General features: G+C 61.7%; 10 protein-coding genes and 1 pseudogene. 5 read left to right on the top strand and 6 right to left on the bottom strand.

Going from position 1 to position 14,496, the window contains the following annotated elements:
• Nucleotides 1–144 precede the first annotated feature (144 nt).
• Nucleotides 145–1,314 (bottom strand): MFS transporter, encoded by a 1,170-nt coding sequence (locus ACWPW0_RS14620; RefSeq protein WP_454255671.1) that lies wholly within the window; start codon nt 1,312–1,314, stop codon nt 145–147.
• Nucleotides 1,311–2,216, bottom strand: a complete 906-nt coding sequence (locus ACWPW0_RS14615; protein WP_454255670.1) for a DMT family transporter — start codon at nt 2,214–2,216, stop codon at nt 1,311–1,313. Before ACWPW0_RS14615 ends, ACWPW0_RS14620 begins: the two co-directional genes overlap by 4 nt.
• Nucleotides 2,217–2,304: 88 nt before the next feature.
• Here ACWPW0_RS14615 and ACWPW0_RS14610 point away from each other — a divergent pair, with 88 nt between their 5' ends.
• Nucleotides 2,305–2,808 carry a MarR family winged helix-turn-helix transcriptional regulator gene (locus tag ACWPW0_RS14610; protein WP_447592538.1) on the top strand — a complete coding sequence of 168 codons (504 nt, stop codon included), beginning with the start codon at nt 2,305–2,307 and terminating at the stop codon, nt 2,806–2,808.
• 539 nt (nt 2,809–3,347) lie between these two features.
• Here ACWPW0_RS14610 and ACWPW0_RS14605 read toward each other — a convergent pair.
• A complete protein-coding gene (locus ACWPW0_RS14605) occupies nt 3,348–4,241 on the bottom strand; it encodes a LysR family transcriptional regulator (protein ID WP_454255669.1) in 894 nt (297 codons plus the stop codon).
• Between the two features lie 94 nt (nt 4,242–4,335).
• On the opposite strand from ACWPW0_RS14605, the gene ACWPW0_RS14600 reads away from it, so the two are divergent.
• Nucleotides 4,336–5,502: an MFS transporter gene (locus tag ACWPW0_RS14600; protein WP_454255668.1), complete on the top strand. Its 1,167-nt coding sequence runs from the start codon at nt 4,336–4,338 to the stop codon at nt 5,500–5,502.
• A gap of 114 nt (nt 5,503–5,616) precedes the next feature.
• Here ACWPW0_RS14600 and ACWPW0_RS14595 read toward each other — a convergent pair whose 3' ends face one another.
• On the bottom strand, nt 5,617–5,763 hold the full coding sequence (locus ACWPW0_RS14595) for a LasR-specific antiactivator QslA (RefSeq protein ID WP_454255667.1): 147 nt from the start codon (nt 5,761–5,763) through the stop codon (nt 5,617–5,619).
• Nucleotides 5,764–5,892: 129 nt separating this feature from the next.
• Between ACWPW0_RS14595 and ACWPW0_RS14590 the strand changes: the two are divergent.
• Nucleotides 5,893–6,198, top strand: a pseudogene (locus ACWPW0_RS14590) (MFS transporter); the annotation flags it as partial.
• A gap of 519 nt (nt 6,199–6,717) precedes the next feature.
• On the opposite strand, the gene gapS4b reads toward ACWPW0_RS14590, so the two are convergent.
• Nucleotides 6,718–7,872: a GapS4b family protein gene (gapS4b, locus tag ACWPW0_RS14585; protein ID WP_454255666.1), complete on the bottom strand. Its 1,155-nt coding sequence runs from the start codon at nt 7,870–7,872 to the stop codon at nt 6,718–6,720.
• A gap of 4 nt (nt 7,873–7,876) precedes the next feature.
• The gene (gene gapS4a, locus ACWPW0_RS14580; protein WP_454255665.1) at nt 7,877–8,800 is read right to left on the bottom strand and encodes a GapS4a family protein; all 924 of its coding nucleotides are present in this window, start codon (nt 8,798–8,800) and stop codon (nt 7,877–7,879) included.
• Between the two features lie 254 nt (nt 8,801–9,054).
• On the opposite strand from gapS4a, the gene hrpA reads away from it, so the two are divergent.
• Nucleotides 9,055–13,089, top strand: a complete 4,035-nt coding sequence (gene hrpA, locus ACWPW0_RS14575) for an ATP-dependent RNA helicase HrpA (RefSeq protein ID WP_454255664.1) — start codon at nt 9,055–9,057, stop codon at nt 13,087–13,089.
• A 147-nt stretch (nt 13,090–13,236) separates the two neighbouring features.
• On the top strand, nt 13,237–14,445 hold the full coding sequence (fabV, locus tag ACWPW0_RS14570) for an enoyl-ACP reductase FabV (RefSeq protein ID WP_454255663.1): 1,209 nt from the start codon (nt 13,237–13,239) through the stop codon (nt 14,443–14,445).
• Nucleotides 14,446–14,496: the final 51 nt, after the last annotated feature.

Below are 14,496 nucleotides of genomic sequence, written 5' to 3'. Positions count from 1 at the left end.
GTCAATACGATGTGGTTTTCCCCAGGGCCTGTTGGTGTTCCATTCGGCTGATTTTATCGTTCGCGAATGAAGCAGGCCCTAAAGCTTAGCGGTTGGATGGTGACGATCTTTAGCGGGTTGCCGCTGATTTTCGTGAGAAAAAACTCAGCCCGGTTGATGAAAGTGGCCGCTGTCCGGCTTGAAGCGGTAAGCCAGAGCGGCCAGCAGCAACGTCGCCACGGCCATCGCGATCCAGCTCAGGCGCAGGTCGTTGCTGTACTCGCGCACCAGGCCAGCGAGCAGCGGCGCACTGGCGGCAATCAGGTACCCGCCACCCTGGACGAAGGCCAGCAGGTCGCCGGTTTGTTGCGGGTCGTCGAGGTGGTCCTGGGCAATGATCAGCGAGAGCGGGAACAGCGCGCCAATTCCCGTGCCGAGCAGCACGCAGACCAGCAGCGCCAGGCGCTCAGGTGCCAACACCAGGCAGGCCAGCCCCAGCAGCAGGCTGCTCAGCACCATGAACAGCGGTACCCGGCGATCCGGCCAGCGGTGCAACTGGCTGGAGATCAGCAGGCCGGCGATCACTTCGCAGACGGTCAGCCCACCGAGCAGCAGGCCGCTGGATGTCGCGCTCCAGCCCAGTGCCGTGTAGTAGGGCGGCAGCCAGGCCAGCACCAGGGTGTAGGCACCGGTGCCAATGCCGAAAAAGCACAGCAGCAGCCAGGCACGCGGGGAGCGCCACAGGCTCAAACCGGCCAGCGCCAGGCTGGTGTCTTCCGGCGGTGCGGGTGTTGCGGTGGCGCGCAGCCATACGCCAGCGGCCAGCAGCGCCGGCAGGCCCCACAAGCCCAGGGCCACAGGCCAGCCGAACAGCCCGGCGAACCAGGGCGTGCCGGCCGCAGCGAGTGCTGCGCCGGCCATGATCGCGCAGCTGTAGAAGCCGATCAGGCGTCCGCTGTCAGCGGCAAAGCGGCGCTTGATCAATGCGGGCAGCAGTGCCTGGACAAAGGCGATGCCGGCCCCGGCGAGCAGGGCGCTGAGTACCAGCGAGTCGGCGCTGGGCGCCAGCCAGCGCCACAGGCAGGCGAGCATGACGAACAGCATGCCGCAGAGCATGCCGCCGCGTTCGCCGAGCAGGCGCCGCAGCAGGGTCGCGGCCAGGGCACCGAGGCCCATGGCGATCACCGGCAGGGTGGTGAGCAGGCTGGCGCCGACGTGGTCCAGGCCAGTGTCCGCCTGGATCTGATCGAGCAGCGGGCCGACCCCGGCCAATACCGGGCGCAGGTTGAGGCCGAGCAGGATGACTGCGGCCAGCAGCAGTGTGTCGCGTTTCATGTCGAGGCTCCCTGAGCCGTGTTGGGTGCGCGGCGCAGGGCGACCAGCACCACGCCAAGCGTGATGCACAGTGCAGCCAGGCCCATCACCGGGCTACCCGGTTCACCGAATACATAGATGGCCAGGCCCGCGCCGGACAGCGCGGTGACCGAGCCCATCTGGCTGAGAAATACCGCCCCGGCGATTTTCTGCAGCATGAAGTACAGCGCATACATGGTGCTGAACAGCAGCACCTGCGCCAGCAGCAACCACAGCGCAGTAGGCGAGTGATGCAAGGGGGAAAGGTCGACGATCAGCGCGGCAGGCGTCAGCAGCAGGGCGCCGGCCAGCAGCATGCCAGGCGCCAATGCCAAGGGCGTGGCACCGGTCGGCCAACTGCGCGAGCGGTAGATATTGCCCAGGGCGAGAAACACCGGTGTCGCCAGCACCGCCAGCACCCAGGTCAGCGGGCTGTCACCGCTGCTGGCCTTGTCGACCGCGAGCAGCAGGCTGCCGAGCAGGCCGATGGCAATGCCCAGCATGCGCAGAGCGCGTGCCGGCTCCATCTTCAAGGCCAGGGCCAGCAGGTAGGTGATCAGCGGTGGAAAGGCCAGGCACATGGCCGCGTAACCGGCGCCGACATGGGGGATCGCGCTGAACAGCAGGGCATTGGGCAGGGTCAGGCTGATCAGCCCGGAGACCAGGTAATAACGCAGGTGGTTGCGCTGCAGGCTCGGCGCCTGGCCACGGGCAATCGCCAGCAGTAACAGTACGACGCCGGCGCCCAGCAGGCTCCACAGCAGGAAGGCGACCGGCTGCCAGCCCTGGCTGACCGCCAGCTTGACCATGTTGCTGATGACCCCCATCAAACCGCCGACGATCAGCAGCAGAAGCACGGACAACCAGGTTTGTGCGCGGGACATGAATGGATTTCTCCGGGTGAGCGTATACGTTACGATGGCTACATTCTTTTTGATAAGTATCTTGATAGCAAGATAAATCGGAGGCTGTATGCAGGATCGCGCACAAATCGCCGTGGACCAGTGGCGCCGTGAACGCCCTGATCTCGACACCTTGGCCATGGCATTGCTGGGGCGCCTGGGCGAGGTAAGCCAGGTGGTCAATCGCGATTACCTGATGCCGCTGTTTGCCGAACACGGCCTGCAGTCCGGCGAGTTCGACGTGCTGGCCACCCTGCGTCGCTCCGGTGCGCCGTATGCGCTGACGCCCACGGCGTTGTACGAGAGCGCGATGATTTCCTCCGGCGGCATGACCAGCCGCATCGACCGCCTGGAAAAGCACGGATTGATCGAGCGGCAGAAACACCCCACGGACCGTCGTGGCGTGCTGGTGGCCCTCACGCCCGCCGGCTTTGCCCTGATCGACGGCATGCTCGCCGCCCATGTGGACAACCAACTGCGGGTACTGAGCGGCTTGCACAAGGATGAGCAGCAGCAGCTGTACACATTGCTCGGCAAGTTGCTGGTGGGTTTGCCCCAGCCTGACCTCGATTAAGAACCGGGCCAGGTGCGTTGCGGGAACACGGAAAGGGGGAGCGAGTAGGGCAGAAGACGCGCAGCTTGTCTGCCGCTTTACCGATGCGCACCACATAACCATCGCAAATCAACCCTGTTCCCTGACGACGCTTGACTCTGCCCCTAAGGGCAACCTGCATGCTGCCTGATCTGTTTCAGTTCACGGATCAGGTGCTGCTGCCGTTTCGACGTGAATGGCCGGGTTGAGGCAATTTCGGGCATTAGAGTTGGTGGGCTAAAGCCCACCCTACAAAAGCCGGGCCCTGCGTAGGGTGGGCTTCAGCCCACCAATCGGCGCGTCATGAAACGCAAAAGTCGAATGTCCGCAATTGCCTCAAAGAAGCCCGCTTAGGGCTGCTATGAATACCGTACCGGATGGCCATTGGGCATCGTGGCAACGATTCTGATTGAGCCATTGCACGCGCTGGCAGCAGGTAAGGGCCGGTTGCGTGATCCGGGAGTTAACAGGCCTGACCTCAGCTGTCAGATGATTCGCGCAGCACTCCAGGCTGTAGCCGCTCACATCCGGTGATGCTCCAGCAGAAAATCCACGAACACCCGCACCCGCGCCGGCATGGCCGAGCCGCCCACGAACACCGCATGGATCGGTTCCCGGTCGCCAGGGTTCCAGCTTTCCAGCAGCGGCACCAGTTCACCGCGTTGCAGCTCCTGGGTCACGCTGAACTCGCCGATACGCGCGATGCCGGCGCCTACCCGTGCCAATTGGGCCAGCGCCTCGCCGCTGCTGCATTCGATATTGCCGCTGACCTTCAGGGAAAACTCGTTGCCATCGCGAACAAATGGCCAGTTGGGTTCGGCGCGGCGGAAGTTGAAGCGCAGGCAGTTGTGGCTTAGCAGGTCTTCCGGCTCCTGGGGTGTGCCATGGCGTTGCAGGTACTCGGGCGAGGCCACAACCACCTGGCCGGTTTCGCCGATTCTGCGGGCGGTCAGCGGGCTGTCGGGCAGGTGGCCGAAGCGCACGGCCACGTCGGCCTGGCCGCCGAGAATGTCGACCACTTCATCGCCCAGGGTGAGGTCGACGGTGATGTTCGGATAGCGTGCGCTGAACGCGGCCACCAGCGGCACGATGGCCATGCGGCCATGAACCAGTGCCGCGCTGACCCGCAAGCGACCCTTGGGCACGCCCTGGTCGGCGATGGCGTCTTCGACTTCGGTCAGGTCGGCGAGGATGCGCCGGGCGCCACGCAGGTACGCCTCGCCCTCGGCGGTGAAGGTGATCGCGCGGGTAGTGCGCAGCAGCAGGCGAGTGCCGAGGCGCTGTTCGATGCGCGCGATGATCCGGCTCACGGCCGAAGGAGTCAGCCCCAATGCCCGTGCAGCGGCCGACAAACTGCCCTCCTGCGCCACCGTGGCAAATACGCCCATCTCGCCAGACCTGCCATTGACGTCCATTTGTGCTCCGTACGCAAAGGTGCTTGCCAGAAAAGCCATCTACCGCCTGTAAAGGCTGGATCGTAGCATTCGCAGCATAGATAAGGAGCCTTCCATGCGTATCAATCCACCTCTCATCGCACTCGCCATCGGTGCCTTTGGCATCGGTGTCACCGAGTTCGCCCCCATGGGCATGTTGCCGGGTATCGCCAGCGATCTTGGCGTGTCGATTCCCGCCGCTGGCCTGCTGGTCAGCGCCTATGCCATCGGCGTGCTGTTCGGCGCGCCGCTGATGACCCTGACCACCGGCAAGATCCCCCGGCGCTACCTGTTGATCGGGCTGATGGCCATCTTCACCCTGGGCAACCTGATGTCCGCCCTGGCCACCGATTACTACAGCCTGTTGATCGCCCGGGTGGTCACCTCCCTCAACCACGGTGCGTTCTTCGGTGTCGGCTCCATCGTCGCCGCCAGCGTGGTCGCCCCGGACAAGCGGGCCGGCGCCGTCGCCGCGATGTTCATGGGGCTGACCCTGGCGACCATTGGCGGCGTGCCGTTGGCTACCTGGTTCGGTGAGCTGCTGGGCTGGCGCACGGCGTTCTGGGGCATTGCCGGCCTGGGCCTGGTAACCATGTTCGCGCTGTGGTTCGCCTTGCCCAATATCGAGATGCCGAAAAGCGACGGCGTACTTGCCGAAATCCGCGTACTGGGCCGTGGCCCGGTGCTGGCGGCACTGGCGCTGACGGTGGTCGGCTCGAGTGCGATGTTCACCGTATTCACCTACATCGCGCCGATCCTCAGCAGCGAGACCCACGCGTCCACCGCCTTCATCACCGCCATGCTGGTGCTCTACGGCGTGGGCCTGACGCTGGGCAATATGTGGGGCGGCAAAGCGGCGGATCGTTCCGTCGACCGCACCCTCATCGTCTCGCTGAGTGCGCTGATCATTGTGCTGCTGGCCTTTGCCGTGTTGATGCGCTGGCCGCTACCGGCTGCCGTCGCCATCCTGATCTGGGGTATCGCCAGCTTCGCCATCGTGCCGCCGCTGCAGATGCGTGTGATGGAAGCCGCCAAGGACGCCCCCAACCTGGCCTCGGCGGTGAATATCGGCGCCTTCAACTTCGGCAACGCCATCGGTGCGGCGCTGGGCGGCGCGGTGATCAACGCCGGCCTGGGTTACCCGGCGATTTCCCTGGCAGGTGCGGCGATGGCGGGTGTTGGGCTGCTGATGGTGCTGGGGTTTGCCTGGCGCTCCAGGGCAGTGGCGGCTGCGGTGGCGTGACGGTTGCGCGAGTTGTTGTTTGTGGGAGTTCCACACGTCCACAGCAACTGCGACGCGATAGGTATGTTCGATAGCAAGCGGTGGGCTGCTTGGCACAGCCCACCGCTTGCCTGCCTATAACTGCAACTCCGTACGCCGTGCCAGATGCCCGCCGCCTATTGGCGAGCACAGGCGCTGGTGGATGCGACTGAGAAAAGCCAGCTCGAAGGCATGGCGCTGTGCGCCCGGCGGGAACAATTGGCGCTCCAGCAACGGATGCATGATGGCTCCCACGCTCCTGCGTGGGAGCAAGCCTGTGACGCTCTGCGTCACTGCGTAGCACGCAATCGCCAGTGGTGGACGCTGGAGCGTCGAGGGCTGCGTTCCCACGCGGAGCGTGGGAACGATCAAATGCGCTGGCCGCTGCCGGCTGCCGTCGCCATCCTGATCTGGGGTATCGCCAGCTTCGCCATCGTGCCGCCGCTGCAGATGCGCGTGATGGAAGCCGCCAAGGACGCCCCCAACCTGGCCTCGGCAGTGAATATCGGTGCCTTCAACTTCGGCAACGCCATCGGTGCAGCGCTGGGCGGCGCGGTGATCAACGCCGGCATGGGGTACCCGGCGATTTCCCTGGCAGGTGCGGCGATGGCGGGTGTTGGGCTGCTGATGGTGCTGGGGTTTGCCTGGCGCTCCAGGGCAGTGGCGGCGGTGGCGTGACGGTTGCGCGAGTTGTTGTTTGTGGGAGTTCCATACGTCCACAGCAATTGCGACGCGATAGGTATGTTTGATAGCAAGCGGTGGGCTGCTTGGCACAGCCCACCGCTTGTCTGCCTACAACTGCAACCTCTGTACGCCGTGCCAGATGCCCACCGCCTAGCGGCGAGCACAGGCGCTGGTGGATGCGACTGAGAAAAGCCAGCTCGAAGGCATGGCGCTGTGCACCGGGTGGGAACAGGTGTGCTCCAGCAACGGATTGGCCCATAGCCAGGTGCTGTTGGCATCGTTCAGCCATGCCTGTGCCTGCGGCATGATGGCTCCCACGCTCCTGCGTGGGAGCAAGTCTGTGACGCTCTGCGTCACTGCGTAGCACGCAATCGCCAGTGGTGGACGCTGGAGCGTCGAGGGCTGCGTTACCACGCGGAGCGTGGGAACGATCAAAATTGGGGGGCAGATTATATAAATCTGTCCCCTTTTCCGCACTGAGTCCACCCTACGGGCTGACCCCACCGCACTTGCTTACTGAGGAGGCGAAAGCGGTTTTAGCGTTGTTGTTTTATTAGGAATCGAGAGCGTTTTGAATGTTTCGATTTTCTCCGATTCCAGTTCTTTCAAGATTGTTTCCTTTGCATCGTTCTTATCAATTGACTTGCCCGTATTATCGAAGGTGATCTGCTTGATTCGTAACTCGATTTCGCTGTCCTTGTTTTGGCCAGCAGAAAACTCTGGAAAACCAAGAGAAATGACACAGTCACCGTCTAGCCCAGATGTACTGAATCGGAATTTGGCATCTAGACGATGCAGGAATAGGCTTGGTCTATAGGAGGGGTTGGATAGGAATTCCGAATCCTCTAGACTAATTCCCTTCAAATCTAAGTTGCGAATTTTTTCTTTCATCCACCCTAGATCGGCTGGCAATATGTTGCTGGGGTCAGGTGCTATCCCAATGTCCACAACTTCAAGGAACGTGATGGCTACCAATCTGCTGTACTGGGTTAGACCTAATAAATAAAGGAATCTGTTCTCGTTGGTGAAGTCGCAGAATCGAATGGAGGTAACAGTCTCGTTTTCGTTGATTTGGTCGACAGATTTAAAGTGTGATACCAAGTGCTTTGATACAGCCTTGTTCGTACTTCTCGTCTCTGGTGCGGTATGCGTACTGATCAGAATTAGCTCGTCTTGTGCCTTGTTTTTTTTAATTTCGATTGAGCCTTTGAAGGTTTTGTGCGAGTCCGCCCAGCTTTTGGAGCGATCAATTCGCTCCAAAAGGTAGTCCATTCGAATGGTGTCGAGATCTTTGTTGACGGGATAGAAATTAGGGGTGCCCAGTATTTTAAAGTTTGCAAAGTCTAGGTCGAGAAGCTTGTTTACATCAATCGAGTCCGGGATGGAGTCGAGCAATGTATCTTTACCTTGCCACTTAATTGTTTGGGTGGTGATCTTGGGGTTGTCTTCTTTCGTTGTATAGGCAAGCTGGAGTTGAGAGAATTCACTCGGTCTAATCAAGGAGAGTGTAAGTGCAGGAATGGTCTGTTCTTTTTCTTGGCTATTGATAAAGACCCCCCTGTTTCTCAGCACAGCCTTGATGTCTCCTGCACCGATGTAGGGCTGTACTAGGTAGGTGCGCAGTGCTTCACCCTGAGGCAAGATCGAATCAATGTTTTGATTGCTCATGGTATCAGCCTCTGAAATCTGCTTTATAAGACTCTACGTTAACTATGGATGCGAATTCTTTGTTTGCGATTGCCAGTTTGGCAATGTTTACAATCTCTTCATGCTCCACGTAGTTGTAATCAGGGAATGCCAGTCTCACTTTATATGGGAATTCGAGAGCGATTGCCATCGAAAAGCCTATCATGCGCTTCACTGCTTCCTCGCTAAAATCATCCTGACAGCATATGACCAAATGCTTCTGGCCATGCTCTTGGGCGAAGAAAGGAATGAGGCCGCTATTGAGGTATTCAGGGGGTAATATTGGGCCGTTAGTCAGCCTTTGAATGGGATTGACGTTCTTCCCTGTGGATGGGTAAAGGAAGCTAACGTTATCAGCGCCGAACGTATTCCTAACGTAGGTGATGGTGTCGAAAAGGAAGCTGGCTCGATAGTTGTCGACTACATAAATAGTTCCATAGCTTGATTCATCAAGCTTGCGCGAGCCTGCAACTTGACTGATTACATCTGCTTCAGTATCAGATTTTGCACTTAGCCAGAATAATACTCCTGCAATCGACTGAGAGCCGGCATTGGGGTATCCGGAGTTTATTGACCTCTTTACGGGAGAGCGATTGAAACATTCGACTGTTGTTGCTAAGTCAATAAAGTGCTCTTTAAATTTGCTGCCCGGTGATGTCGGGTAAGGCACACTCGAGAACTTTGACGAGATGACCATGTGCTTAAGTACGCCATCCTCAAGGGGGGACAGGCAGCTAAAGATGAAGTCCGCGCCATGCGTCTGTCTCGGATTGTTGGTCGAGCTGTGCTGTTTAGATTTGACGCAGTCTATGCTTGTACCTTTGAGCGCCGCTTTCCACCCAATAAGGTTGAGTAGAGTTTCAACAACGTGCTCCCCACGCTCTCCTAGTTTCTTTGACCATTCGCCCATCACAAATCCCTTATAAGAAAAGCGGTAACAATCGTACTCCAGCAAAACGCTACGGAGTATGAGCGATGATGTCTAGTGGCACTTGGCCTACGAAATGACTCTCCATTGATCATTGCTATTCATCAGAGGTCATTTTCTGGCAAGACAGTCTTACCCAGCGACCTTATCTCAGGGGGCTTCTACGGCTCTATAGCCTGCCCGCCATAAGCCGTAATCTGCGACAATCCCGCCTTTGCCTTGATTGCTCGATTCTGATGACCGACCTCGCCACCCTGCAGAACAATCTCGACCACGTCATGCTCGCCGATCGTCATCGTCTGCGCCGACAGTTGCACGACCTACACAAGCACGGTGCTGCCGACGAGGCCAAGTTGGCGCAGTGGCTGGAGCGTTTCCAGCAATCGGCAGCCAAGGTCGAGGCGCGGCGGCTGAGCGTGCCGGTGATGCGTTACGACGACAGCCTGCCGATTGCCGCCAAGCGCGACGAGATCAAGGCGGCGTTGGAGAAGCATCAGGTGCTGGTGATCGCCGGCGAGACCGGTTCAGGCAAGACCACCCAGTTGCCGAAAATCTGCCTGGAAATCGGCCGGGGCCAGCACGGCCTGATCGGCCATACCCAGCCACGCCGTCTGGCCGCGCGCAGCGTTGCCACCCGTGTTGCTGAGGAGATCGGCACGCCGCTGGGTGAGTTGGTTGGCTATCAGGTGCGCTTCGAAGACCAGAGCAAGGACAGCACGCTGATCAAGCTGATGACCGACGGCATCCTGCTCGCCGAGACCCAGCACGACCGCTACCTGGAAAAGTACGACACGATCATCGTCGACGAGGCGCACGAACGCAGCCTCAATATCGACTTCCTGCTTGGCTACCTGAAGACCCTGCTGCCGCGCCGCCCAGACCTCAAGGTGATCATCACCTCGGCGACCATCGATCTGGAGCGCTTCAGCAAGCACTTCGGCGGGGCCGGGCTTCCTGATGCGCCTATCGTCGAGGTGTCCGGGCGTACCTACCCGGTGGACACCTGGTATCGCCCGCTGGCCGCAGAAGTCGACGAGGAGGGCGAGAGCCTGCTCGACGACCTCACTGTCGACCAGGCCATTCTCGCCACGCTGGACGAGATCGCCGCCCATGAAAAAGCGGAAGGCAAGCGCCCCGGCGATGTGCTGATCTTCCTGCCGGGCGAGCGTGAGATTCGCGATGCTGCCGAGGTATTGCGCAAGGCCAACCTGCGTTTCACCGAGGTGCTACCGCTGTATGCGCGGCTGACTCCGGCCGAGCAGCAGAAGATCTTCGCGTCCATGGCCGGGCGCAAGATCGTGCTGGCCACCAACGTTGCGGAAACCTCGTTGACCGTGCCGGGCATCCGCTATGTGATCGACAGCGGCACCGCGCGCATCAGCCGCTACAGCTACCGCGCCAAGGTCCAGCGCTTGCCCATCGAGGCGATTTCCCAGGCCAGCGCCAACCAGCGCAAGGGCCGTTGCGGGCGGGTCGAGCCGGGCATCTGCGTGCGCCTGTACAGCGAGGACGATTTCCTCGGCCGGCCGGCGTTCACCGATCCGGAAATCCTGCGTACCAACCTGGCGGCGGTGATCCTGCAGATGCTCCATCTGCGCCTGGGCAGTATCGAGGCTTTCCCCTTTATCGAGCCGCCGGATGGCAAGGCCATCAGCGACGGTTTCACCCTGCTGCAGGAACTCTCGGCGGTCAACCGCGAGGGCCAGCTCACGCCGCTCGGCCGCCAACTGGCGCGCCTGCCCATCGACCCGCGCCTGGGGCGCATGGTGCTGGAAGCGGCCAAGCTCGGCAGCCTGGACGAGATCCTCATTGTTGCCTCGGCGTTGTCCGTACAGGACCCGCGCGAGCGGCCGATGGACCGCCAGCAGGCCGCCGACCAGGCGCACGCGCAATGGAAGGACGTCGACTCCGACTTCGCCGCGCTGATCAACCTGTGGCGCGGCTTCGAGGAGAAACGTCAGGAGCTGGGCAGCAACCCGCTGCGCAACTGGTGCAAGAAGAACTTCCTCAACTACCTGCGTCTGCGCGAATGGCGCGACTCGCACCGCCAGTTGGTGCTGATTGCCCGTGAACTGCAACTGTCGGCGAGCAAGACCGATGGCAGCCGCGAGCGTCCAGGGCCAGCGGCGCAGAGGGCCAGGCCGACCACCGACACCAAGGTCAACGTCATCGCCCGCGAGCAGGCCGAGGCCAGCGAAGCGGCGCAGCGGGCCAAGGGCTACGCCGCCGTGCACAAGGCAATTCTCAGCGGTCTGCTCAGCCAGATCGGCCAGAAGACCGAGGACGGCGACTACCTGGGTGCGCGCCAGCGGCGTTTCTGGATTCATCCGTCATCGGTGATCGGCCGCAAGAAACCGACCTGGGTGATGACGGCCGAACTGGTGGAAACCACCAAATTGTTTGCCCGCCAGGTGGCCAAGATCGAGCCGGACTGGATCGAGCCGCTGGCCGGCCATCTGATCAAGAAGAACCACTTCGAGCCGCACTGGGAGAAGAAGCGCGGCCAGGTGGTGGCCTTCGAGCAGGTCACCCTGTACGGGCTGATCGTGGTGGGCCGCCGCCCGGTGCATTACGGCCCGGTCGACCCGGTGGCTTCGCGCGAGCTGTTCATCCGCGAAGGCCTGGTGCGCGGCGAGATCAACAGCCGCGCCAAGTGCCTCAACGCCAACCGCCTGCTGCTGGAAAAGCTCGACGAGTTGGAAGCCAAGGCGCGGCGTCGCGACATTCTCGCCGACGAGGAAACCCTGTTCGCCTACTACGAGGCGCGCATCCCGGCCGAGATCAACCAGGCCGCCACCTTCGAGCACTGGTACAAGAGCGAAAGCGCGAAGAACCCGCAACTGCTGATCATGCGCGAGGAAGACGTGCTGGCGCGCGACGCCAAGGAAGTTACCGCCGCGCAGTACCCGGACATCCTGCGCATCGGCGAGCTGCAACTGCCGCTGACCTACCACTTCGAGCCCAACCACCCGCGTGACGGCGTGACCCTGCGCGTGCCGGCGCCGTTGTTGCCGCAACTGCCGTCCGAACGCCTGGACTGGCTGGTACCGGGCCTGCTGGAAGCCAAGGCCATCGCCCTGGTGCGCAACCTGCCCAAGGCGCTGCGCAAAAACTTCGTGCCGGTGCCGGACTTCGTCGGCGCTGCCTTGAGCAAGCTCACCTTCGGCCAGGGCAGCCTGCCGGACAACCTCGGCCGCGAATTGACGCGCATGACTGGGGCGCGAGTCTCCGAGGAAGCCTGGGCCGAGGCTGCCGCGCAGCTCGACAGCCACCTGAAGATGAACCTGGAAGTGGTCGACGCCAAGGGCAAGTTCCTCGGCGAAGGCCGCGACCTGGCCGAGCTGACCGCACGCTTCGCCGAAGCCAGCCAGGCCGCGCTGGCCATCCCGCAGACGGACAAGGCGCAGAAACCGGTGGAGGCCAAGGTCTTCGCCGAAGTCGCCGAGAAGACCCAGCAGAAGATCGCCGGGCTCTCCATGACTGTGTTCCCGGCGCTGGTGGAAGAGGGCGGTGTGGTCAAGGAGGGGCGCTTCCCGACCCAGGCCGAAGCCGAGTACCAGCACCGTCGCGCGTTGCAGAAACTGCTGCTGCAACAGCTCAACGAGCCGGCCAAGTTCCTGCGCAGCAAACTGCCGGGGCTGACCGATCTGGGCCTGCTCTATCGCGACATGGGCCGCGTCGATGGGCTGGTCGAGGATATCCTCCTGGCCAGCCTCGACAGTTGCATTCTCGATGGCGAGGCGACCCTGCCGCGCGATGGCGCCGCCCTGGCGGCCCTGGCCGAGAAGAAGCGCGGCGCCTGGGCCGAGCACGCCGAACGCCTGGCCAAACTGACCCTGGACATCCTCAAGCTGTGGCACGACCTGCAGAAGCGCTTCAAGGGCAAGATCGACCTGGCCCAGGCCGTCGCACTCAACGACATCAAGGCGCAATTGGCCAATCTGGTCTACCCCGGCTTCGTGCGTGAAACCCCGGCGGAATGGCTCAAGGAGCTGCCGCGCTACCTGAAGGCCATCGAGCAGCGCTTCGACAAGATCGGCGCGCAATTGCAGCGTGACCGGGTCTGGAGCGGCGAGCTGGCCGGTTACTGGGAACAGTACCGGGCGCGCCTGGCCAAGCACGGCCAGGAAGGCAAGCGTGATCCGCAGTTGCAGCTCTACCGCTGGATGCTGGAGGAATACCGCGTATCGTTGTTCGCCCAGCAGTTGGGAACGAAACAGGCCGTATCCGACAAGCGTCTGTCCAAGCTGTGGAGCGCTGTAGAAGGGTAATGACAGGTGTGCGTTGTCCAGGGTGATGGTGTTCCCATTGCGGAAAATGTGGCTTGAACGGCGTTCGGGTCGACCAATACCCTGACAGCTTTATTTTTTCGGTTGGCCGGCGTGCCGACTGCTTCATCCATTGACGAGGTAAACGCGTTGATCATTCACCCCAAAGTCCGTGGCTTCATCTGCACTACTACTCATCCGCTGGGCTGCGAGCGCAACGTGCTCGAGCAGATCGAGGCGACTCGCAAGCTGGGTGTCCGTAACGATGGGCCGAAGAAGGTGCTGGTGATCGGCGCTTCCAGCGGTTATGGCCTGGCCGCGCGCATCACGGCGGCCTTCGGCTTTGGCGCCGATACCCTGGGCGTGTTCTTCGAGAAGCCCGGCACCGAGACCAAGCCCGGCACCGCCGGCTGGTACAACTCGGCGGCGTTCGACAAGTTCGCCAAGGCCGACGGCCTGTACAGCAAGTCGATCAACGGCGATGCCTTTTCCCATGAAGCACGCGCCAAGGTCATCGAGCTGATCAAGAACGAAATGGGTGGCAAGGTCGACCTGGTGATCTACTCCCTGGCCTCGCCGGTACGCAAGCTGCCGGACACCGGTGAACTGGTGCGCTCGGCGCTCAAGCCGATCGGCCAGCCGTACAAGTCGACGGCCATCGATACCAACAAGGACGTGATCATCGAGGCCAGCATCGAGCCGGCCACCGAGCAGGAAATCGCCGACACCGTCACCGTGATGGGTGGCCAGGACTGGCAACTGTGGATCGACGCTCTCAGCCAGGCCGACGTGCTGGCCGAGAGCGCGCGCACCGTGGCCTTCAGCTACATCGGCACCGAGATCACCTGGCCGATCTACTGGCACGGCGCCCTGGGCCAGGCCAAGCAGGACCTGGACGAAACCGCACTGCGCCTGGACCAGCAACTGGCTGGCAAGGTCAAGGGCGGCGCCAACGTGGCGGTGCTCAAGTCGGTGGTCACCCAGGCCAGCTCGGCCATCCCGGTGATGCCGCTGTACCTGTCCATGGTGTTCAAGATCATGCAGGAGAAGGGCGTTCACGAAGGCACCCAGGACCAACTCGACCGTCTGTTCCGCGACCGTCTGTACCGTGCCGATGGCGCGCCAGCCGCGTTGGACGAGAAGGGCCGCCTGCGCCTGGACGATTGGGAACTGCGTGACGACGTACAGGACGCCTGCAAGGCGCTGTGGCCGCAGGTGACCACCGAGAACCTGTTCCAGCTGACCGACTACGCCGGCTACAAGCACGAGTTCCTCTCGCTGTTCGGCTTCGAGCGCAGCGATGTCGACTACGATGCCGATGTGTCGCCGTACGTCGAGTTCGACTGCATCACCCTGTAAGTGGTGCTTCCCGCGCCTGATCGGGCGCGGGAAACCTCGCGGTGCTGAGCC

The organism is Pseudomonas sp. Marseille-Q8238 (genome assembly GCF_965111915.1).
Note: the sequence above shows the minus strand (reverse complement) of the source record. Positions and strands in the feature narration are given on the sequence as shown.

What these genes read in the sequence shown, in the direction of transcription:
- ACWPW0_RS14620 (WP_454255671.1), bottom strand. Translation starts at nt 1,314, where the DNA reads ATGAAACGCGACACACTGCTGCTGGCCGCAGTCATCCTGCTCGGCCTC.
- ACWPW0_RS14605 (WP_454255669.1), bottom strand. Translation starts at nt 4,241, where the DNA reads ATGGACGTCAATGGCAGGTCTGGCGAGATGGGCGTATTTGCCACGGTG.
- ACWPW0_RS14600 (WP_454255668.1), top strand. Translation starts at nt 4,336, where the DNA reads ATGCGTATCAATCCACCTCTCATCGCACTCGCCATCGGTGCCTTTGGC.
- gapS4b (WP_454255666.1), bottom strand. Translation starts at nt 7,872, where the DNA reads ATGAGCAATCAAAACATTGATTCGATCTTGCCTCAGGGTGAAGCACTG.
- ACWPW0_RS14595 (WP_454255667.1), bottom strand. Translation starts at nt 5,763, where the DNA reads ATGCATCCGTTGCTGGAGCGCCAATTGTTCCCGCCGGGCGCACAGCGC.
- gapS4a (WP_454255665.1), bottom strand. Translation starts at nt 8,800, where the DNA reads ATGGGCGAATGGTCAAAGAAACTAGGAGAGCGTGGGGAGCACGTTGTT.
- ACWPW0_RS14615 (WP_454255670.1), bottom strand. Translation starts at nt 2,216, where the DNA reads ATGTCCCGCGCACAAACCTGGTTGTCCGTGCTTCTGCTGCTGATCGTC.
- ACWPW0_RS14610 (WP_447592538.1), top strand. Translation starts at nt 2,305, where the DNA reads ATGCAGGATCGCGCACAAATCGCCGTGGACCAGTGGCGCCGTGAACGC.
- hrpA (WP_454255664.1), top strand. Translation starts at nt 9,055, where the DNA reads ATGACCGACCTCGCCACCCTGCAGAACAATCTCGACCACGTCATGCTC.